This is a genomic window from Paenibacillus sp. J31R120, from assembly GCF_056269225.1.
On record NZ_JBWDNN010000002.1, the window covers coordinates 1,274,951 to 1,295,224 of the forward strand.

The window sequence follows — 20,274 nt, forward strand, 5'->3', positions numbered from 1 at the left end:
GAAGGAGGCCGGCTTTTCGTGCTGAAGGATTTGCTGCTCCAATTTTTTTTATCCGTACTCCCCGTATTTGCATTCTTGCTTTGGCATGACAAAGAACGTGGCTGGAACGGATTCAGGCTGTTCATAACTGTAACGAGCGGTATCTCGATGGTTCTGTGCTTGCTTACGACATCATCTGTTCATGAATATGAGATTGATTTTCGTGTGGTGCCGTATTTGATCGGTTCGTTATATGGCGGATATCGTTCGTTGGCAGCGCTTACGGTTCTTTATGCAGGACTGCGTATGACGACCGTAGATTATATGGAAGAGATGTACGGTTTCCTGGTGTACCTGATTGTGTTCCTGGTTATTTTGTTAATTCTGATCGGTCCGTTTCAAAAGGCTGCTGCTGCCAAGAAGGAAAAAATCGGCGTATCCATCGTCAGTATATTGCTGGTGGTGCTAATTAGCACTATTTATGTGTTGATGAGCCAAGCCGGCGCTCCATGGACGTCAACGGTTTCATTGAACGTGCTGATGGCCACAATTGGTCTCCTGCTGGCTGTCTGGCTGTCCATCTACATAATAGAAGGCTTGAAGGAGAAGCAGCAGCTGCATGACAAAGTTATTCAGCTGTCGGCAAGCTATTTGAATGAAGTAGAGAAGCTGCAGCAATTTATTGATAAAGCTCCAATAGCCGTTATGATGGTTGACCGGGACGGCAGAATTACGCATGTGAACGATGAAAGCTTCAGATTGCTGGGCATGAAAGAAAGCTTCGTCTCGGTCGAGGACGTGAAGAAGCAACCGTATCGGAATGTGTTTCAGGCGGGCGCAGATCATGCCTGCATGCCGCTATTGGATGAAGCCTTGAACGGCATGACGACAACAACCGTTCCCCAGATGGAGGAAGGCGCCATGCTGCTGTACACAACGGTGACGCTGCGGGATACTGGCAGCCACGAGGTGGTCGGTGCCGCCTTGATTGCACAGGATGTGACGGAGCTAAGCCAGCTTAGAGATGAGCTGGGCAGAATGGAGAGACTCAGCCTCGTCGGACAAATGGCGGCCAGCATTACGCATGAGATCCGCAACCCGATGGCTGTCATCAGGGGGTTCGTACAGCTGATTCAGGAGAGAAGCCCGCAAAGCCAGCATGAGTACTTCCGCATCATAATGGAAGAGCTGGATCGCGCCAATCTGATTATTAGTGATTTTCTATCTCTTGCCCAAAACCGAGAGCTCAAGATGGAGCTGGCGTCCATTAATACAACGATTAGCGACTTGGTTCCCCTGCTGAATGCCGATGCCAACTTAAGAGGGCAGTCGCTTGAAGTGATGTTATGCAAGGATGTGCCGCATATGAAGCTAAATGATCGAGAGATTAAGCAGATGCTGCTGAACATCGCCAGAAACGGCATGGAGGCGATGGGGGAAAAGGGGAATCTGCGTATTAAAACCGACTATAGGGACGGGGAAATCAGCGTGTATATATCGGATGAAGGCGCGGGTATTCCGCAGGATAAGCTCAAGCATATGTTTGAGCCCTTCTTCACGACAAAGACCCGTGGTACGGGACTCGGCCTGCCGCTCTGTCTAAGCATCGCGGAGCGGCATGGCGGACGAATCGATGTCGAGACAGCCGAAGGGGAAGGCACAACTTTTATCGTCACCTTCAACATAACGGAAGAGGACACCGGGCATTCTAATCCATGAATGGATAATAGCGGACGCCTCAAGGCGCCGTAATCCGCGAAGGAGGCCAGAACAGTATGTCCGAGAGAACGAAGCAAGACGGAAGCTCCCTGGAGCAGAAGGCGCAAGCGGCTCAGAACGAATCCAAAGCCAGCGGAGCGGACGACAGTGCCGGCATAGACAAGAAGCTGAACGGGCCCAACCGTCCGTCGACCTGATCGGCAGAAGGGGATAGCGTTGAGCGACAACCATTCTAACCAGCATAAGCCGGAGGATGATCCCGCCCTTGATCCTTACGAAATCGAGTTTCTCCCGCAATTCCGCGAGGGCAGAGGGCCGGAAGCTCCATTTCTCAATGATTACGGGGTGGTGATCGGCGATCATGTGTATGAATCCCCGCACTCTCCATTGGAGCAATGGAGCACCGATACCGATCCTGCTGTCATGGCCGGCGATCAATGGGTGCATCCCTTCAAGGACATCGGTTTTCTGACTGCGGAGAACCGCGATTGGTTCGAACGAGGCATCGAGCCGGAGGGAGGTACGTTCTTCCATCCGGAGCATGATGCCGCAAGCGGAGCCCATCAGCCGGAACCGGAGCCAGAGCCGCGGGAAAGGGAGCAATCGGAGTAGCAACTCCGGTTGCTTTATTTTCGTAAGGGACGGTATAATAGCTTAAAATAGTCCTTGAAGGAGTGTGTTAGCATGTCGATGTCATTCGAAAGATATATGTTGGACATGGTTCAACCAATGCGTGACGATCTTACGAAGCTGGGAATTCAGGAGCTTCGCACAGCGGAAGAAGTAGAAGAGCAAGTGCCAGGGGCACAAGGAACGGCGCTGATCGTGATCAATTCCGTATGCGGATGCGCGGCAGGCCAATGCCGTCCGGGCGTAGCCCAAGCGTTGCAGAATGAGAAGCTGCCTAACCACCTGTTCACTGTGTTCGCAGGTCAAGATAAGGAAGCTACTGCGAAGGCACGCGAATACTTCGCGCCATATCCGCCATCTTCCCCTTCCATCGCACTGATGAAGGACGGAGAGCTGGTTCACTTTATTGAACGCCATCAAATCGAGAATCGTTCCGCAGCCGATATTGCGGCAGACTTGAGTGACGCATTCGACAAATATTGCGGTTAATAGGAGCTGCCAGATGACTTTACAAGAGGAAATTATTAAGCGTCTCGGCGTAAAGCCCGAGATTGATCCGGCTGCCGAAATTCGCAAACGGGTTGATTTCTTGAAGAAATATGTACTAGATGCGAATGCAGCCGGCCTGCTCATCGCCATAAGCGGCGGCATTGACAGTGCGGTCGTGGCAGGTCTGTGCAAGCGTGCGACGGATGAGCTCAGCGAAGAGACGGGCAAAGAATATATGACTCTAGGCGTCTTCCAGCCCTATGACAAGCAAGTAGATATCGCCGACAGCTATGCGGTTGCAGAAGCATTCGATCTGAAGCATAAGGTCGAGACGAATATCGGCGAAGCTGTTGATGAGATTGCCCTTGAGGTCGAGCATGGCTTCAAGTCGCTTGGCATTCACCGCCATATAAGCCGTGGAGGCAAAGGCAACATCAAAGCGAGAACCCGAATGGTCATGCAATATGCGCTGGCCTTCGATATGAACCTGCTTGTAGTCGGGACGGATCATGCTTCGGAGGCTGTGACGGGCTTCTATACGAAGTGGGGCGACGGAGCGGTTGATCTTACGCCGCTTAGCACATTGAACAAGCGTCAGGTGAGGCTTGTGGCTGCGCATCTGGGCGTTCCTGACAGCGTGCTGCACAAAGCGCCGACAGCCGGCCTATGGGACGGTCAGACGGACGAGGACGAGCTTGGCATCAAGTACGATGAGAACAGCGACTATCTGGAAGGCAAGGATATTGCGCCACAGACTCGCGAGAAGCTAGAGAAGCAATATATGAAGACCGAGCATAAACGTTCGGCTATTCCGGGCATTTAAGCCATTCTTGCTGAATGCTGAAGCCGGATGAACAGGCTGTCCCTTGGAACTGTACAGGTTCCGGGGGGCATTTTTTTTATGCGAACCGGAACCTTATTAATTGATTGCATGCTTTAGGGAAAGATGCTTTTGAAAAAAGATGAAAATGAAATCCCTTCGTTCACAATTTGTTCACAATTAGATGGCTCGTTCGGGTCATGTGTTTATCGGCCGTTGTTGTTACAATATGTAAGTTAATATTAATTTGATAAGAGAGGTTGATGAAGGATGTCTATTCGCAAGAAAATGACAGGCGCGCTTCTCGCAGCCGTATTGACGGTTAGCGCGGCAATACCGGTATTCGCCCATGACGGCTGGTCACAGACCAATTCGCCCATAGTGGCGCCAGGGCAAGTATCTTATGTGGAACTTATGCTTGGCAATCATTCCAATGAGCACAAGAGCTATCGCATTGCGGGACAATGGAGCACGGATACGTCGAAGGTATTCGTTACGACGCCGGGCGGCGTGAAGTCCGACATTACGGGAACCACATTCTATACAGGCGAAGCAGCTACGGAGACAGAGCCTGCGGTCAACAATTATTTTGTTGCATCGTTCAAGTCGAATACGCCTGGCGCTTATATCGTTTCGGTTGAAGGCGACAGCATCTTCAAGCATGGCGGCGTAGGCAGCCGCACGCTGCGCAGCGCGAAGTCTTTCGTTGCCGTAAGCGACATTCCGGTAATTGAACGCGTGAAGGCGCTTCAAGGCTTCTCGAAGGAAGTAAGCCCGGACCGCGCAGAGCTTATTCCGCTTTTCAATCCGGCTGCTGTAACAGCTGGCGAAGAAGTATCCATTCAATTGCTGCTGAAGGGCGAGCCGCTGGCTGACACGAACGTGGATGTGATCCGCCGCAGCAATTCACAGCCAACTGAGCTTGTAACAGACAAAGACGGCAAGATTACGTTCAAGACTGGCGCAGCCGACTACTACCTCGTTCGTGCCAAGCCGGCAACGAAGGAAGCCAAGGAAGGCGAATATGATCAGACGAGCTATGAAGCAACGATGACGTTCACTGTTCAGAATGAATCGCCGAAGCTTCCGGGCAAGCCGTCCTCCAATGCACCGCATGTCTATGTTGACGGTGTTGCAGTTGCACAGGATGGAGCTGTCAAAGTAGAGAAGGGCGTGACGAAAGCATCCGCTGACTTCATCCGCGATCATATCGATCCAAATTACGCTTCCCAGGAAGCAGGCGCACTTCGCGCTGTAGCAGAGGCGGCAGGCGCGACCGTGGAATACTTCCCGGCCGTTGGCGAATCCAGAGCCGCAGTTGCGATTTACTCGAAATAACGCATGATGAAAAAAAGTTATTCCTTACTGGCTATTCTGCTGGTAGTATGGGCATGCCTGCCGAGCTTCGTCTCGGCACATGCCTATATTTATCAGTCCTCTCCGCTGGCCAATGCGGTTCTGGATAGCTCGCCATCTCAGATCAAGCTTACATTTACCGAAAAAATCGATACCAAAATGAGCTCCATTACGCTTGAAAACAGCGCGGGCGGAGAAGTGAAGGGGACGCTCAGCAGCGATGGCGACTTAACGCTTATTCTGACGATACCAAAGCTGGAGCAGGGCGTGTATAAGGTCAAATGGCAGGTGCTGTCCCTGGACACGCATGTGACGGACGGTTCCTTCCAATTCTCTATCGGAGTGGAGCTGGAGACGAAGGCGCCGGATGATACGGCGTCGCTGGATGGCGGTTCTGGCGGCAGCGTCAAGCCGACTGCCAAGCCGACTGCCACTGCCAAGCCTTCTCCATCCCCTACGATTACTGCGCCTCCGGCAAGCACGGCTGTGACGCCGAAGCCTTCCGTGACGCCGTCACCGGATAACCCTGCCAAGCAGGAGCCGTCCACAGCAATTGGCTCAGAGAGTCCGACGCCCATACCAACCCCGACTCAAGACGCAGCCGGAAGCATAGAGCCGGCGCAGCCTGACCAGACTGACGCTTCTTCGCCAGATGAGCCGATATCCGGTCAGGGATCAGAGATTGATGAAGGCGGCGGCACTGCGTCAGAGCCTGTGGACGCAGAGCCTGCCGGTACGGATGAAGCTGAAGAAGCCAGCGGCGTCATTGAAGGCGAGACGGAGCCGCCTGTTGCAAGTGCAAGCGGTGATTCAAGCGAGAATGCTGCAAGCAGCAGCGGTGAGGAGCATAACCATGCGGGAGGCCATGCTCTGATGGTGTTCCTGCGCATTGCAGAGGTGCTGGCTGCACTGGCTGTCGGCGGCATTTTGTTTTTCCGCTATGCGTTGTGGAGATCAGAGAGCGGAGAGCCACCGATCGGATTTTCGCTTCGAGCGGAGCAATATGTCATCGCTGCCGCCGCCGTCATCTGGATTGCATCCGGTTGGGGCAGAATTGACATGCTGGCTTCGCAATTCAGCGGCATCGCATGGAACGATATTTTATCGCAGACTGTGGTAGGCAAGGTCGCCTTCATGAGGCCGGCTGCCGCCATTATTATTTTGCTGCTGGCTTTTGCCCCGAAGCGCGAGGAGGTATGGGCCAATCCGGTCAAATGGTTGTTGGCGGCGGGCATCATTGTCACCTTCCCGCTGACGGGCCATGCCTACGCGGCAGCTGAGGACGCCATGGTTGCCATTATCGCCCATACGGTTCATATGGGTACCGCGGCCGTCTGGTTCGGCGGATTAACCGGTCTTTGGATGCTCACCTACCGTCCTGCGGGGAGTGAAACCCTGCTGCGCGCTGGCGACAAGTTCGCCATGTACGCCTTGCCCAGCATCGTCCTCATTATCATTAGTGGAATATGGCTGACGCTGGATCATCTCTCTTCATGGAGCCAGCTGTGGAGCAGCGATTACGGCAGGCTTGCTCTTGTCAAAATCGTCCTGCTGCTGCTCGTCGTTGGCATAGCGGCCGTTCATCGGCTGTTGAGGAGCAAAGCATCCGGTGAACGTGCGCTTATATGGGGCGTGCGTGCGGAGATTGTGGCTGCGGTCGCGCTGATTGTCTTTGCCGGCTGGCTGTCGACAACGTCCCCTCCGCCATATTCGCCGCCGAATGCGGCCAGAGAGCCTGTATACTGGCATGTCATGGGTGAGCATGCGCATATGACGCTGCGGGTAAATGAGAGCAAAGGCGGTACACAGATTGTGAAGCTGGATGTCTGGCTGCGCGAAGATCAAGGCGAGCCGGATGAGCTTCGAGTGGAGTTCGTACCGGAGACTGGAGATGCAGCGGGAACGGTGGCCATTCCAGTAGAGTTGCAAGAAGGCGGCAGCGATCCATTCGGCTTCCCAGGATTCAACAAGTACAGCTATTCAGCGGAAGGCGCCTATCTTGGCGCAGCCGAGGGGGGCCGACTGAAGGTAAGCTTCAAGGATAAGAGCGGCGAAGCTTTCGCTTACGAGAAGCCGCTGAACGATGCAAGTCTGACGCCTTGACAAACGATTGCTTCATCTGCTAATGTCTCCATCATGAAAGAGGGGGCGCAGGCATGATAATAGGAATCGGACATGATCTGACAGATGTGGCGAGAGTCTCCGAGATGCTGGAGAGCAAGCTTCGCGACAGATTCATGCAGCGTATATTGACTCCAGGCGAACGGAAGATTTGCTCGGTATATGGCGGACCGCGCCTGCATCAGTATGTTGCGGGGCGGTTCGCTGCCAAGGAAGCGATCGCCAAGTCATTCGGCTGCGGCATTGGAGCTTTGCTTGGTTTTGGAGATATAGATATCGGACGGGATACTTCAGGCAAGCCGATTTGCAAGCTGTCTGCTGCAGCGTGGGACCGATTAGGGTTTAGCGAAGAGGATACTGTCATTCACATTACGATTACGCATGAACGCGCTCTTGCTTCGGCCTTTGCCGTTGTCGAACGGATAAAACTGTAACCTTTGGCCCATACTGCGAATGTAATAGCAGTAGAGATGCGGCGAGAGGAGAATGGCAATGAACAGAGGGCGTCAGCAAAGCGCGAAGAGACGGTTCAAGACAGGTCAGTGGGTGCAATATGAAGGTATGTATTCCAATGATTGGGGCGATGATCTGCTGCTCGTTCAAGGCGACCTATTCCCGACCCACCCCCAAATGGGAGAAACCCATTGGTTTTACGCAGGTCCCGCAGTCCATTACGATCACAAGTCTCCGAAGTCCAATGGGCATTACATCGGTTATTGAGACAATATAGATGGGGCTTTCCCATAAGCAGCCACTTTCGCTTATGGAGACAGTTCGCTTGGTGAAATACGTGTGAAAATAATAAAATGGCGGTGTTCAGGATGATATTCCTGCCACCGCCATTTTTTGTTTCCGAGTAATGAGTCCCATCCCAAGCTAGTAACGCTATTCACATTTTTGGCGTGAATAGTGGTGTGGCAACACTAATTTACTTTATCGCGCGATTTTGGAGTTTTAACGTTTCTCTGCAACCCTAATTTCGAGTTTTAACCATTTTGGCGCTAATAGTGGTGTGTGGCACCACTGCTTCACCTTTTCGCGCGATTTTGGACTTTTAATGTTTTTCAGCAACCCTAATTTCGAGTTTTCGTCCTTTTGGCGCGAATAGTAGTGTGTGGCAACATTATTTCGCCTTTTGGAGCGATTTCGTGCATTTAATGTTACATGGCACCACTATTTACGAATAACCGTCCTATCGATGAAACTAGTGTTGCGCAGCGTGATCATCCATTTAGAGATTGATAGCCTCGCGGTCATGGCATAACTTGACCGCCGGGCGCATCTGAAAGGGGCATTATTGCTTGGAAGCCAACCAATCGGCCAGACCATCGATTTCTTGCTGTGATAAGGAATCGGCGAATCCCGGCATCAGCCCTTTTCCTTGCTCGATCTGAACGGTAATCTCCTCGGCGCTCATACGGGAGCCGACCTGCTGCAGGTTCGTATTGGCGCCGACGCGCCCTTGCAGATCGGTGCCGTGGCAGCCCAGGCAGCGAGACTTGTAGACAGCTGCAATATCAGACGGGGCGTCCTTCAAGTAGTCGCCCTTTGGCGCGCTTCCTGCAGGATTGCCGCCTCCTGTCGGGCTGCCGCCGCATGCGGCCAATGATAAAACCAAGGCCAGAATGGCGGACCATTTCGCTAGTCGAATGGTTAGTTTGGGAGTAAGCAACGGAACTCTCTCCTTTCTCTTCCATGTTATTCATAGGAATATATGCGTATAATTCGTATAATAGAGGAATAAGAGAGAACAAACAACCACTCCGAGAACGGGAAGGATTACGATAGTATGACAATGCAAGATGAAGCAAAGCAATATTTCAGCCGGGAGCTGCTGGCCTGGTATCAAAGAGGCAATCGGGATCTTCCGTGGCGCCGGAATAAGGACCCTTACCGGATATGGGTATCTGAGATTATGCTGCAGCAGACAAGGGTCGATACAGTTATCCCATACTTTGAGCGATTCATGGCGAACTTTCCGACCGTACAGGCGCTAGCCGAAGCGCCGGAGGACGAGGTGCTGAAGTGCTGGGAGGGACTTGGTTATTATTCCAGAGCGAGAAACTTGCAGGCGGGCGCAAGGATGGTCATGGAGCGTTACAATGGCATCATTCCGGATGATAAGGATTCAGTAGCGGGACTTAAGGGAGTCGGGCCATATACGACTGGCGCGATTATGAGCATCGCCTTCAACCGTCCGGAGCCGGCGGTGGATGGTAACGTCATGAGGGTGCTCTCCCGCTATTTCTGCCTGGAAGATGATATTGCCAAGCCGTCTACGAGAGTAGGCATCGAGAAGCTAGCCGCAAGCTTGATTCCGGAAGGAGCGGCAGGGGACTTCAATCAGGCGCTAATGGAGCTTGGCGCACTCGTTTGTACGCCCAAGTCGCCAAGCTGCTTGCCATGTCCGGTCATGGAGCATTGTGCGGCGCGCATGGAGGGACGCGAGACTGAGCTTCCAATCAAGTCCAAGGCCAAGCCGCCGAGGCAGGAATACCGCTTGGCGGTTATTGTCGAGGGAGCTGGCGAGCATGCGGGGAAAGTGCTGGTTAGACAGCGTCCCGAAACGGGACTGCTGGCGCAGATGTGGGAACTGCCGCATCTGTTGCTGGAAGGCGGCCGCAGCGGCATGTTCGCTAATACCGCTCCGAAGGAGCAGGGAGAACTGGCTGAAGAAGTTATTCGCATGGTAGAGACGGATGCTGGCCTGCTGATTCGTCCGACGGGATGGTTCGCGGACGCGGATCATATCTTTAGCCATATCCATTGGAGAATGAGAGTATATGCTGCCGATATGGGCATTGCGGACAGCGGGATGGCAGCAGAAGGAGCGGCTCTGTATTTGGCAAGCTCTTCAGCAGGCGAGTCGGCAGCCGCACTGGAGGGCTTGCCTGCAGGGGAACAAAGCCGCTACCGTTGGATCGCGCGGGATGAGATGGACAAGCTTCCATTCCCGAATTTGTTCTTGAAGCTGCTGAATGACTATTGGAGCAGGAAATCATCAGGTGGAAAAGGGGTAGAATGGGAATGAGCGGCATGCTGAATGAATTGCTGAAGCATAGGATTGTAGCCATCCTGCGGGGGATCGAGGATGACAAGGCCGATGATACGGCCAGAGCTCTGATCGAGGGCGGCATCCGATTGATGGAGATTACGATGAATACGGACGGTGCGGCGGCTATGATCAGCCGCTGGCGCGAGCGATTCGGCGGCGAGGCTCATATCGGAGCCGGAACGGTCATAGATCTGGATACCGCCAAGCAAGCGGTTCAAGCGGGAGCCCAGTTTCTGATTTCGCCTAATTTGGATGAGGAAGTAATCGCATACGGCCGGGAGCATGGCGTCTCCGTCTGGCCAGGTGTGATGACGCCTACCGAGATTGTGAAAGCGATCAAGGCTGGCGCGGAGGCGGTCAAGCTGTTTCCGATGGGATCGCTGGGAGTTAACTATTTGAAAGAAATTCGCGGCCCGCTTAAGGAAGTGCCGATTCTGGCAACCGGAGGAGTCGATTTGGATAATATCGGGGAGTACTTCCAATCCGGAGCGAACGGAGTTGGTCTCGGCAGCAAGCTAGTCCATATGGAATGGGTGAAGGAAGGCCAGTTCCATAAGATTGCCGAGCGCGCTCATGCGTTCACTCATGCGGTCAGCAAGCTTGGCTAACCTTCTGAATGGAGCCGATTTGCCGCTGGACTGGCATCATTCCCGTGGACGAACATATGATGTTAGGAAAGCGAGCAAGCTCTCGCCATTCGAGAGGCAGCTAATGCCGCAAGAGAGATTGAAGGAGGAGCCTATGCGTAAAGAAGCACTCAAGCTGCTGGCCATCGCGATTGTTGTTGCTGGCGCGTACAGCTTGAATTTGAAACTGAATTTGTTCCCGACGAGTGCGGATTCGAACCAGGAGCCGGCCCCCGTTGCCAGAACGGTCGAAGCGCCGAGTAAGCTGGCTGTCGCCGACGAGAAGGAGACGCCAGGCGGCTTCGAGAAGCTTGAGCTTGAGCTGGCCAAGGGTTTCAAGGAGCGGGACGAACGGTTCTCAGCCTCTTATACGGGCGACAAGTCAGAGCTGTCCGACAAGATGACTGAAATTATTAGAGCGGCGCTTACGCATGACGATTACTCCGCTTACATATTGGAGTCATACTTATATACGATTCGGAGCTGGGGCAACAAGTCTACCATAACGGTGGAAGCGAAGTACCGGGAGACACCGGAGGAAACAGCCCAGGTGGAGCAGGCAGCAGATGCGGCGCTTGCTGCTATCTTGAAGCCCGGCATGAACGAGCACGAGAAGGTAAAGGCCATCCACGATTGGGTCGTTACGAATGTGGAGTACGATCAGTCGCTCAGCTACTATACCGCATATAATGCGATCTCGCTCGGCAAGGCAGTATGCCAGGGGTATTCGCTGCTTGGCTATCTGATGCTGGAGAAAGCGGGAATACCGGTGCTGATTGCGGAGGGCAAGGTGAATACCGGCGAGCATGCCTGGAACATGGTGCAGCTCGACGGGCGATGGTACCATCTGGATTTGACATGGGATGATCCCGTCGGCGCGGAGGATGACCGGATTCGGTATACGTATTACTTGAAGACGGACGAGGAGCTTAGAGCCGACCATGAATGGATCAGGACCTATCCGGAGGCTTCCACCCGCTATGCCGACTCGTTGAAGGAGCTGGCGGAAGGGAGCGGCGGGGCTGACGCCGACCGATTCGAGAAGCTTAAAGTCGCGATAGGGCTACATTGGCTGGAGGAAGAGCATACGGTAGCGGATGCCGTCCAGCTTAAGGAGCGCATCCGGTCAGCTGTATCCTCCCGCACGGGCAAGCTAGAGTTCCGCTACGAGCAAGGCGCAGACTTCCCGGATGAGCTGAAGGCGGCATTCGAGGGTGTCGGGGTAGCTGTCGGCTATAGAGCCAGCTATGAGAAGTTCGGCAGCGGCGATTCGCTGCTCGTTCAATTGCATCTGAATTATCCCTAGTTATTGAAGAAGGGCATGTCCCCCTGCAAAAAGAGCCTGCGAGAGAAGTGTCTTCCGACACAGATCCCGCAGGCTCTTGCTATAGGATTATTGCGTTTCCTGATTCCGTGCGGCGGTCATCTGCTGCCATACGGAGCCGGCTGCTTCCTCGCCGCGCTGAATGCGCTCCAGCGCAATCTGAGCTTGCAGCTTGATCTCGAATTCGCTGTCCTTTGCGGCTTCTTCGAGCGCCTCGATAGCCGATTCGTCGCCTGCCTCATAGAGGAAACGTGCCGCTCTCCAGCGGACCAGCTTATTCTTGTCCTTCAGCGCATCAATCATCGGGCCAATCGCTGCAGGATCTCCAATATCGGACAAGGTATCTCCCGCTGTACGTCTTACGGATGAGGAGGAGTCCCTCAGCGCTTCGAACAGCAGCGGCATCGATTCCGGCGTCTTGAGGTCGCCCAGATAGATAACGCCCAGACGCTTGATCGACGCGTTATCGTCATGGATGGCCTTCTGGAGCAGCGGAATGCCGTCTGGTTCGCTTACATAGCGCTCTAATGCAGCATAACGAATCTGCCAGTCATCTGACTTGAATTGCTCCAGCGCTTCATCCAGCGACAGTGGAGCAGGTCTTGGCGCGACATTTGCTTCCTGCTCGCCGGGACCGGCTTGCAACGAAGCCTCGATGAGCATATTCAGCCGCTCCTCCGTATAAGTCGCTTCAAGCTCGCGCACGATCTCAGCGGCAATTTCCTCCGGTTCTCCGTAACGGACGCCGAATTCTTCCAGCTTACGCTCGCGGATCATGGTAGAGCCGGCAGCTGCGCTGACGGCGTCAGTGAATTTCGGAGGGAGGGCGGAGCGCACTTCCCGGTCATCCATCCGTACTCTGACTTGCATCGGGATGCCCCGGAACATCTGCACAAGCACTTGTGCCTCTCCGAATCCAGTGGCGATGCCGTCGCCTGCTGCCGTCGCAGCATCTCCGTTACCAGCTTGCAGGAGCTGCCGGGCGTCGGCTAAGATGCGGGCCCAGTCCGCTCCCGGCTTGCGATCCAGCGCGATGAAGTCGGCGGTTCGGAATACGCTTCGGACGCCTTCTATGGCGAGCAGCCCTTTGAGCGGCTCTGGTGCGGTGCCCTGTTCGGACACCTTATAGGTCAGCCTTCTGCCGCGCGGGAGCATCTCGTCCACGTTCAGCTTCATGGAGTTGGGACTCGGTGTTGGTTCTATGGATAACAGTTTCATTTGAGCGAAACCTCCTTAAAGATAGTTATACGCATGTACAATGCCATCTACTCTACTATACCATGACAGCTGCGGATAATCCCAGTAATCGATACCGTGAAAGGGCAAAGCTGAGTAGACTGGATACGAGAGGGCGTTGTTCGTCGGAATTTGCAATGCATGCCCATGACTTGTTATCTTAAGGGTATGCCACAAGCAAACAGGGAGGGAAAGCGCAACTTGAGAAACAAAAGATATGTCAATCAGGATCAGGTTGAACAGCATAATTCCTTAAAGCAATTTAAAAGATGGCGTCAAGAACGAATCCGTAAGCTTAAGCTGAAGGATTATTCGTATAGGGTACCCCAAGCGGAACCGGACTTGCCTTTTCTAACAGGCAATAGAGAGATTCCGTCCATTACCTGGGTCGGTCATTCCACTTTCCTGATTCAGCTGGGGGGATTGAATATTGTAACGGACCCCGTATGGTCGGGACAAATGGCTTTCCAGAAACGGCTCGCTCCGCCCGGCATTCCCATTGAGGACGTGCCTCCCGTAGATGTGGTGCTTGTCTCTCATTCCCATTATGACCATTTGAGCATCGCATCGTTAAGACGGCTGACAGGCGGCAGGCAGCTGCTCGTGCCGGCAGGACTGAGCGCCAAGCTGAAGATGAAGGGATTCAGCAGCGTCAAGGAATTACATTGGTGGGAGTCTGTTACGATCAAAGGCGTCAAATTCACATTCGTGCCTTCCCAGCATTGGACGCGACGTAATCCATGGGATACGAACAGCTCTCATTGGGGGGGCTGGGTTATGGAGACGGCGGGCGCTCACCGCCCCGTTATGCAGACGCATAATAGAGAAGAAACAGCCCAGGTGATGAGCGCTTCGTATCAAGAGACTGCGGCAGCCTCCGATTGGAAGACAGAGAAGCCGGAGAAAGGGAAGAACAGACCGTCTGAGCGGCCTGCTGTTCCTGCCTCGACGATTTATTTTGCGGGCGATAGCGGATACTTCCGCGGCTTCAAGGAGATCGGAAGCCGGTTCCAGATCGATGTGGCTCTGATGCCGATCGGCGCGTATGAGCCGGAATGGTTCATGAGCCCGCAGCATGTATCGCCGGAGGAGGCGCTGCAGGCATTCGAGGACACTGGTGCCAAGTGGTTCGTTCCGATGCATTACGGTGCCTTCAAGCTCGCGGACGACACGCCGCGGGAAGCGCTCGACCGCCTGGAAGCGGAACGCTGCCGGAGATGTCTGGAGGAAGAGCGTATCGTTGTGCTCCCGCTCGGAGAGACATGGAAGCTCACGAAGAACTCGGATGGTCACTCCACGTCTTGATTCGCGAAGGATAGAGATTTTCCATTAGGAGGCTTCCTATGACAAATCAAAGTCTGAGGATCGGCATGATTGGAGCTGGAGGGATTGGCGGCGTCCATATCGAAACCTTCGCCAAGGTGGAGGGGGCTGAAGTGGCCGCAGTTGCGGATGCATCTCTTCCGATGTCGCAGCAGAGAGCGGAGCAATATGGCATTGCGATGATTCACGCCGACCCGTGGGCGCTGCTGGCGGATGAGAACGTGGACGCGGTTGTCATAGCCGTCCCGAATCAATTTCATGCGCCTTATGCGATAGAGGCGCTAAAACGGGGCAAGCATGTGCTTCTGGAGAAGCCAATGGCCATCGACTCAGCGGCTGCGCGCTCCATAGTCGAGGAGGCGGAGCAATCGGGCAAAGTGCTCATGATGGCGCATCAGATGCGATGGAAGGGATTAAGCCGTGCAGTGAAAGAGATCGTGGACCAAGGGGAGCTTGGCCGTATCTATCATGCCAAGACGGGCTGGCTTCGCAAGAAGGGGATTCCCGGCTGGGGCTCATGGTTCACGCGCAAGGAGCTTGCAGGCGGAGGTCCGCTTATTGACATCGGGGTCCATATGCTTGACTTGTCGCTGTATCTGATGGGCAATCCGCAGCCGCAATCCGTCTACGGTTCGACTTACGCGGAGTTTGGACCGAACCGCGAAGGCATCGGCAGCTGGGGTACGCCCGACTGGAACGGCTATTTCAATGTAGAGGATTTCGCATCGGCACTGATCAAGCTGGAGAACGGGGCGACGCTATCGCTTGAAGTCAGCTGGGCGGCGCATGCGGCTGGCTTGCCGGAGGAGCCGTTCCTGTATTTGATGGGCACGAAGGGCGGCATCTCGATCATAGGCGAGAGAGGGACATATACGACACATCGCAACAACGAGGTTGCTGAAAGCGAGATTGCGCCGTTTGCTGGCGAAGAGGATCGCATCCTGATGGCCCGCCACTTTGTGGAATGCGTGCGGGATGGCTTGCAGCCTGCCGCCAACGCTTCGTCAGGCTATACGACAAATCGGATTCTGGATGCCATCTACGAATCTTCCCGTACCGGTCATGAAGTGGAGCTAATATAAAATTATGTTTATTGAAGGAACCTCTTCGCCGGCTGACGCGTATGTATGCCGGGGAGAGGTTTTTTTGCACAGAAAGCCCGAATTGCGGCATAAATCCGTTATCTTTTCCATATAAGCCGCTTTCATCGTTCGTTTCTATAAGAGACTGTGCTATAATAGTTCGAGAAAATGCGATTTTGTAGTGAAGGACGGGATTAATAACTATGATTAGCACAAGTGGCATAACGCTTCGCTTTGGGAAGCGCGCGCTTTTTGAAGATGTCAATATCAAGTTTACGCCGGGCAACTGCTACGGCTTGATTGGAGCGAACGGGGCGGGCAAGTCTACGTTCCTCAAAATCCTTTCTGGCGAAGTGGAGCAATCCTCGGGCGAAGTTCATATTACGCCAGGCGAACGCCTTGCCGTACTGAAGCAGAACCATTACGAATACGATAGCTTCAAAGTGCTGGAGACGGTCGTTATGGGCCATAAGAAGCTGTATGAAGTGATGCGGGAAAAAGACGCGCTCTACGCGAAAGCTGACTTTACGGATGAAGACGGCATGCGCGCGGGCGAGCTTGAAGCTGAATTTGCAGATATGAACGGCTGGGAAGCGGAATCCGAGGCGGCAGAGATGCTGAACGGACTTGGTATCTCAACGGATCTGCATGACAAACTGATGTCCGAGCTGGGCGGCAACGAGAAGGTACGCGTCCTGTTGGCGCAAGCCTTGTTCGGTACGCCGCATATACTTCTGCTTGACGAACCTACCAACCACTTGGATATTGAATCGATCCGCTGGCTGGAAGACTTCCTCGCGAAGTATGAAGGCACAGTAGTCGTAGTCAGCCATGACCGTCACTTCTTGAATACGGTATGTACGCATATTGCGGACATTGACTTTGGCAAAATCCAAATGTACGTAGGCAACTACGACTTCTGGTACGAGTCCAGCCAGCTTGCTCTCTCGCTCATGCGTTCGGAGAACAAGAAGAAGGAAGACAAAATTAAGGAGCTGCAAGCGTTTGTTCAACGTTTCAGCGCCAACAAATCGAAGTCGAAGCAAGCAACTTCGCGTAAGAAGCTGCTTGATAAAATTACACTGGACGATATTCGTCCGTCGAACCGCAAATACCCGTTTATTTTGTTCAAAGGCGAGCGTGAAGCGGGCAAGCAGCTGTTGCTTGTAGATGGCCTGTCCAAGTCGGTCGAAGGCGAGAAGCTCATCGATAACCTGACGATTACGATCAACAAAGGCGACAAGATCGCTTTTGTCGGCCCGAACAGCTTGCCGAAGACGACGTTCTTCCAACTGATTGCCGGCGAGCTGGAGCCGGAGGCTGGCACGTATTCGTGGGGCGTGACAACGACTCGCGCATATTTCCCTAAGGATAACTCCGCTTATTTTGAGGGTGTTGACCTTAATCTGGTGGAGTGGCTGCGCCAATATTCCAAAGATCCGGATGAGACATTCCTTCGTGGTTTCTTAGGCCGTATGCTGTTCTCTGGCGATGAAGCGATGAAGAAAGCAAGCGTTCTGTCCGGCGGCGAGAAGGTCCGTTGCATGCTGTCCAAGATGATGCTGGAAGGCGCGAACGTGTTCATTTTGGATGAACCGACGAATCACTTGGATCTGGAGTCCATTACAGCGCTCAACAACGGCTTGATCGATACGGATTGCACGATCTTGTTCACATCGCATGACCATCAGTTTGTTCAGACGATTGCCAACCGTATTATCGAATTTACGCCGAATGGTGTAATCGACCGTATGATGACGTACGACGAGTACCTGGAGAGCGCGGAAGTGAAAGCGATTCGCGAGCGTATGTACTCGGTCTAAAATTTGCTCAAACATGAACCGTCCCGAAGCTATTATTCGGGACGGTTTTTTGCGCGGAATGGGAATGATTCGCATCCATTGCGTCCATTCTAACGGAGACTGCATCGGTCCCAACGGGCAGCTCCCGATTCTGGCCCTTGTCTCACTCTTTTGCCCTGAGGCATAAAAGCTCGCATAAGGTCAACACTGTTTCTCTAGACCCACACGGCACTGCTCGGGTATGATATCGAGAGACGTTTTGAAGAGATTGGCAGGAGGCTTGGCATTTTGACACAGTATGAGGATATTAAGGAAGGCGAGAAGGGTGCTTGGGTAAGCATAGCTGCTTATGTCGCCCTATCGGCCTTGAAGCTGGCAATTGGTTATTGGTTCATATCAGGAGCGCTTGTAGCAGACGGCTACAATAACTTAACGGATATCGTGGCTTCCGTCGCGGTGCTGGTGGGGCTGCGCATTTCGCAGAAGCCGCCCGACAAAGACCACCCGTACGGCCACTTCCGGGCGGAGACGATCGCGGCACTTATTGCGTCTTTTATTATGGCGACGGTGGGCATTCAGGTCCTTATTACCGCCGTAAGATCGATTATTGCAGCCGAGCACACGACACCTAATATGATTACAGCTTGGGTAGCTCTATTTTCAGCCGTATGTATGGGTGCGGTTTACTTGTACAATAGCCGTCTGGCCCGCAAGATTAATAACCAGGCGCTGATGGCTGCGGCCAAGGATAACCTGTCGGATGCTCTGGTGAGTATCGGGGCGGCGGTCGGCATTATCGGCTCCCAATTCGGCATGCCCTGGCTGGACCCGGTTGCGGCGCTACTCGTCGGCCTTATTATATGCAAGACAGCGTGGAGCATTTTCTACAGTTCGACCCATGCGCTTACCGACGGCTTCGACGAGAAGGAGCTTACGACGCTGCGGGCGACCATCGCCAAGACCAAAGGCGTTATCGCAATTAAGGACATTAAGGCCAGAATTCACGGGAGCAATGTGCTGGTGGACGTCATTGTGCTGGTAGATCCCGAATTATCCTTGATTGAGAGTCACCGGATCTGCGATGAAATTGAACGAAGAATGGGTCGGAAGCACAATATTATGGGTGTTCATGTTCATGTTGAGCCGCTCGAGCAGGACCATAATGCTGCCAATGATGGCTTAAATCCACTACCGGAAGGCCGCTAAGGCCGCTTGGTAAATAGGACCAAATTTTATTTTGTGATTCAAAATTGAGTCTTTAGTCCTATTAGGTGTATGAGAGAACCCTAATCTTTATGAGAATTCTCATAGTTGGTATTTAGCCCAACAGGCTCTAAGCAAGCAGGGTTTGGAAAAAGTAAAAAAGGAAGGCGTCTCCATGGATGGAGGCGCCTTTTATTAATTTTCTCTTAGCATTTTTGGGTAATTCTATACTCCCAATTCGCTAGTCCCCCATTTAGGAACAACGGTCGATGCTTGCATGGAGACGCCAAACTTACAATGGTTGTTGTACACGCCGAACACCGGCACAGCAATCATCATACAAGGAGGCGTATTGAATGAAATACACCATGAAGCACAAAGTCGCTGCGGCGACGATATCGGCCGCATTGTTGCTTGGCACCGCAGTGGTGATCCCGGCACCGGCAGCCTATGCCGCGCAGTCGGCTGAAGTGATCTGGGGAGTTAACATGCGTACGGCCCCATCGGCTTCCAGCACGGTTATCCGCATGCTGAAGAAAGGCGAAAATGTGAGCATCATCGAGGAAGCGGGCAGCGGCTGGTACAAGGTGAGCGATACTAGCGGCAAAACAGGCTATATTTCTTCCTCGTCCAAATATACGAATGTGAATGGTTCTTCCGATTCTTCCTCTTCGAACTCCGGTTCCTCGTCGGAAGCTGTTCCGGCCATGAACGCTGTTGTGAAAAAATCCGTTTCGTTCCGCGAAGGTCCGACAACTTCCGCCAAGCGCATTCGTTATCTGAAAACCAGCGAGCAAGTTCGGGTATTGGGCAAAGCCAGCAACAGCTGGTATGAGGTTCTCGATTCGAACGGTGTAAAAGGTTATGTGTCAACACAGTCGCAATACCTTTCCTTAGGCAATACAGCAGGCACTGGCAACGGTTCGACGAATACAGGGTCGAACGGCTCTGGCGGCAGCTCGAGCGGAGACACGGCGACCAAGCCTTCCACGCCTTCCTCTAATGCATCTGTTGAGAAGGTTATATCGGCTGGCATGAAGTACCTGGGCACGCCGTATGAGTTCGGTTCGAACCGCAATTCTACGAAAACCTTCGACTGCTCCGCCTTTATAAGAAGAGCGTTCATCGATGGACTTGGCATCACGCTCCCGGCAGATTCTCGCCAGCAAGGCGACTATGTGAAGAAGAAAGGCAACACAACAACCAATATCAACAACCTGAAGCGCGGCGATCTGATGTTCTTCATGTCCTACAAAGGGACAAGCGCATCCTCATACAGCGGCGTTAATAAATCTACTGCTCGCATTACACATGTCGGCATCTATCTGGGAGACGGCAAAATCCTGCACACGTACTCCAAAGAAAGCGGCGGGGTAAAAACAAATTCGATCAAAGGCACGCATTGGGAGCATCGCTTCCTGTTTGGAGGTAGTGCGCTTTAAGAGCAGGCACGCCAGTCGGCAATAAAAAAAGCTATCCCTCATCTCTACGTGGAGATGGAGGGATAGC

19 protein-coding genes are annotated in these 20,274 nt (G+C 53.3%); 17 read left to right on the forward strand and 2 right to left on the reverse strand.

The features are described from left to right. Positions 1 to 18 precede the first annotated feature (18 nt). The 9 genes from AC0YNW_RS11965 to AC0YNW_RS12005 all read left to right on the forward strand — a co-directional run bounded on the left by AC0YNW_RS11965 (position 19) and on the right by AC0YNW_RS12005 (position 7,834). A complete protein-coding gene (locus AC0YNW_RS11965) occupies positions 19 to 1,698 on the forward strand; it encodes an ATP-binding protein (protein ID WP_475832135.1) in 1,680 nt (559 codons plus the stop codon). A 56-nt stretch (positions 1,699 to 1,754) separates the two neighbouring features. Next, a complete protein-coding gene (locus AC0YNW_RS11970; protein ID WP_475832136.1) occupies positions 1,755 to 1,895 on the forward strand; it encodes a hypothetical protein in 141 nt (46 codons plus the stop codon). Between the two features lie 19 nt (positions 1,896 to 1,914). Continuing rightward, positions 1,915 to 2,310 carry a DUF3905 domain-containing protein gene (locus tag AC0YNW_RS11975; protein WP_475832137.1) on the forward strand — a complete coding sequence of 132 codons (396 nt, stop codon included), beginning with the start codon at positions 1,915 to 1,917 and terminating at the stop codon, positions 2,308 to 2,310. 72 nt (positions 2,311 to 2,382) lie between these two features. After that, entirely contained in the window at positions 2,383 to 2,817 is a 435-nt protein-coding gene (locus AC0YNW_RS11980; protein WP_475832138.1) for a BrxA/BrxB family bacilliredoxin, read from the forward strand. A 13-nt stretch (positions 2,818 to 2,830) separates the two neighbouring features. Next, complete coding sequence (gene nadE / locus AC0YNW_RS11985; RefSeq protein ID WP_475832139.1) at positions 2,831 to 3,640, forward strand: ammonia-dependent NAD(+) synthetase; 810 nt, start codon at positions 2,831 to 2,833, stop codon at positions 3,638 to 3,640. 267 nt (positions 3,641 to 3,907) lie between these two features. Continuing rightward, positions 3,908 to 4,975, forward strand: a complete 1,068-nt coding sequence (locus tag AC0YNW_RS11990) for a DUF4198 domain-containing protein (protein ID WP_475832140.1) — start codon at positions 3,908 to 3,910, stop codon at positions 4,973 to 4,975. Between the two features lie 3 nt (positions 4,976 to 4,978). After that, complete coding sequence (locus tag AC0YNW_RS11995; protein ID WP_475832141.1) at positions 4,979 to 7,096, forward strand: copper resistance protein CopC; 2,118 nt, start codon at positions 4,979 to 4,981, stop codon at positions 7,094 to 7,096. A 53-nt stretch (positions 7,097 to 7,149) separates the two neighbouring features. Further along, positions 7,150 to 7,548 carry a holo-ACP synthase gene (acpS, locus tag AC0YNW_RS12000; RefSeq protein WP_387469147.1) on the forward strand — a complete coding sequence of 133 codons (399 nt, stop codon included), beginning with the start codon at positions 7,150 to 7,152 and terminating at the stop codon, positions 7,546 to 7,548. 58 nt (positions 7,549 to 7,606) lie between these two features. Then, positions 7,607 to 7,834 (forward strand): hypothetical protein, encoded by a 228-nt coding sequence (locus AC0YNW_RS12005; protein ID WP_387469145.1) that lies wholly within the window; start codon positions 7,607 to 7,609, stop codon positions 7,832 to 7,834. A 574-nt stretch (positions 7,835 to 8,408) separates the two neighbouring features. Here the strand turns inward: AC0YNW_RS12005 and AC0YNW_RS12010 are convergent. Continuing rightward, entirely contained in the window at positions 8,409 to 8,786 is a 378-nt protein-coding gene (locus AC0YNW_RS12010; RefSeq protein WP_475832142.1) for a c-type cytochrome, read from the reverse strand. A 123-nt stretch (positions 8,787 to 8,909) separates the two neighbouring features. Here AC0YNW_RS12010 and mutY point away from each other — a divergent pair, with 123 nt between their 5' ends. The 3 genes from mutY (at position 8,910) to AC0YNW_RS12025 (ending at position 12,101) form a co-directional block, all read left to right on the forward strand. Further along, positions 8,910 to 10,145, forward strand: a complete 1,236-nt coding sequence (gene mutY, locus AC0YNW_RS12015; protein WP_475832219.1) for an A/G-specific adenine glycosylase — start codon at positions 8,910 to 8,912, stop codon at positions 10,143 to 10,145. After that, a complete protein-coding gene (locus AC0YNW_RS12020) occupies positions 10,142 to 10,777 on the forward strand; it encodes a bifunctional 4-hydroxy-2-oxoglutarate aldolase/2-dehydro-3-deoxy-phosphogluconate aldolase (RefSeq protein WP_475832143.1) in 636 nt (211 codons plus the stop codon). Before mutY ends, AC0YNW_RS12020 begins: the two co-directional genes overlap by 4 nt. A gap of 133 nt (positions 10,778 to 10,910) precedes the next feature. Continuing rightward, on the forward strand, positions 10,911 to 12,101 hold the full coding sequence (locus tag AC0YNW_RS12025; protein ID WP_475832144.1) for a transglutaminase domain-containing protein: 1,191 nt from the start codon (positions 10,911 to 10,913) through the stop codon (positions 12,099 to 12,101). A gap of 87 nt (positions 12,102 to 12,188) precedes the next feature. On the opposite strand, the gene AC0YNW_RS12030 is transcribed toward AC0YNW_RS12025, so the two are convergent. Continuing rightward, positions 12,189 to 13,337, reverse strand: a complete 1,149-nt coding sequence (locus AC0YNW_RS12030; protein ID WP_475832145.1) for a virulence factor — start codon at positions 13,335 to 13,337, stop codon at positions 12,189 to 12,191. Positions 13,338 to 13,556: 219 nt separating this feature from the next. On the opposite strand from AC0YNW_RS12030, the gene AC0YNW_RS12035 reads away from it, so the two are divergent. From AC0YNW_RS12035 to AC0YNW_RS12055, 5 genes are all read left to right on the forward strand, one after another. Beyond that, positions 13,557 to 14,660, forward strand: coding sequence for an MBL fold metallo-hydrolase (locus AC0YNW_RS12035; RefSeq protein WP_475832146.1), 1,104 nt, complete (start codon positions 13,557 to 13,559; stop codon positions 14,658 to 14,660). Positions 14,661 to 14,698: 38 nt separating this feature from the next. Further along, the gene (locus AC0YNW_RS12040; RefSeq protein ID WP_475832147.1) at positions 14,699 to 15,760 is read left to right on the forward strand and encodes a Gfo/Idh/MocA family protein; all 1,062 of its coding nucleotides are present in this window, start codon (positions 14,699 to 14,701) and stop codon (positions 15,758 to 15,760) included. 203 nt (positions 15,761 to 15,963) lie between these two features. Beyond that, complete coding sequence (locus tag AC0YNW_RS12045) at positions 15,964 to 17,583, forward strand: ABC-F family ATP-binding cassette domain-containing protein (protein ID WP_387469129.1); 1,620 nt, start codon at positions 15,964 to 15,966, stop codon at positions 17,581 to 17,583. A gap of 267 nt (positions 17,584 to 17,850) precedes the next feature. Further along, entirely contained in the window at positions 17,851 to 18,768 is a 918-nt protein-coding gene (locus tag AC0YNW_RS12050) for a cation diffusion facilitator family transporter (RefSeq protein ID WP_475832148.1), read from the forward strand. Positions 18,769 to 19,121: 353 nt separating this feature from the next. Continuing rightward, complete coding sequence (locus AC0YNW_RS12055) at positions 19,122 to 20,207, forward strand: C40 family peptidase (protein WP_475832149.1); 1,086 nt, start codon at positions 19,122 to 19,124, stop codon at positions 20,205 to 20,207. Positions 20,208 to 20,274 lie beyond the last annotated feature (67 nt).

What these genes read in the sequence shown, in the direction of transcription:
- AC0YNW_RS11970 (WP_475832136.1), top strand. Translation starts at nt 1,755, where the DNA reads ATGTCCGAGAGAACGAAGCAAGACGGAAGCTCCCTGGAGCAGAAGGCG.
- AC0YNW_RS11980 (WP_475832138.1), top strand. Translation starts at nt 2,383, where the DNA reads ATGTCGATGTCATTCGAAAGATATATGTTGGACATGGTTCAACCAATG.
- nadE (WP_475832139.1), top strand. Translation starts at nt 2,831, where the DNA reads ATGACTTTACAAGAGGAAATTATTAAGCGTCTCGGCGTAAAGCCCGAG.
- AC0YNW_RS11990 (WP_475832140.1), top strand. Translation starts at nt 3,908, where the DNA reads ATGTCTATTCGCAAGAAAATGACAGGCGCGCTTCTCGCAGCCGTATTG.
- AC0YNW_RS11995 (WP_475832141.1), top strand. Translation starts at nt 4,979, where the DNA reads ATGATGAAAAAAAGTTATTCCTTACTGGCTATTCTGCTGGTAGTATGG.
- acpS (WP_387469147.1), top strand. Translation starts at nt 7,150, where the DNA reads ATGATAATAGGAATCGGACATGATCTGACAGATGTGGCGAGAGTCTCC.
- AC0YNW_RS12005 (WP_387469145.1), top strand. Translation starts at nt 7,607, where the DNA reads ATGAACAGAGGGCGTCAGCAAAGCGCGAAGAGACGGTTCAAGACAGGT.
- mutY (WP_475832219.1), top strand. Translation starts at nt 8,910, where the DNA reads ATGCAAGATGAAGCAAAGCAATATTTCAGCCGGGAGCTGCTGGCCTGG.
- AC0YNW_RS12020 (WP_475832143.1), top strand. Translation starts at nt 10,142, where the DNA reads ATGAGCGGCATGCTGAATGAATTGCTGAAGCATAGGATTGTAGCCATC.
- AC0YNW_RS12025 (WP_475832144.1), top strand. Translation starts at nt 10,911, where the DNA reads ATGCGTAAAGAAGCACTCAAGCTGCTGGCCATCGCGATTGTTGTTGCT.
- AC0YNW_RS12030 (WP_475832145.1), bottom strand. Translation starts at nt 13,337, where the DNA reads ATGAAACTGTTATCCATAGAACCAACACCGAGTCCCAACTCCATGAAG.
- AC0YNW_RS12040 (WP_475832147.1), top strand. Translation starts at nt 14,699, where the DNA reads ATGACAAATCAAAGTCTGAGGATCGGCATGATTGGAGCTGGAGGGATT.
- AC0YNW_RS12045 (WP_387469129.1), top strand. Translation starts at nt 15,964, where the DNA reads ATGATTAGCACAAGTGGCATAACGCTTCGCTTTGGGAAGCGCGCGCTT.
- AC0YNW_RS12055 (WP_475832149.1), top strand. Translation starts at nt 19,122, where the DNA reads ATGAAATACACCATGAAGCACAAAGTCGCTGCGGCGACGATATCGGCC.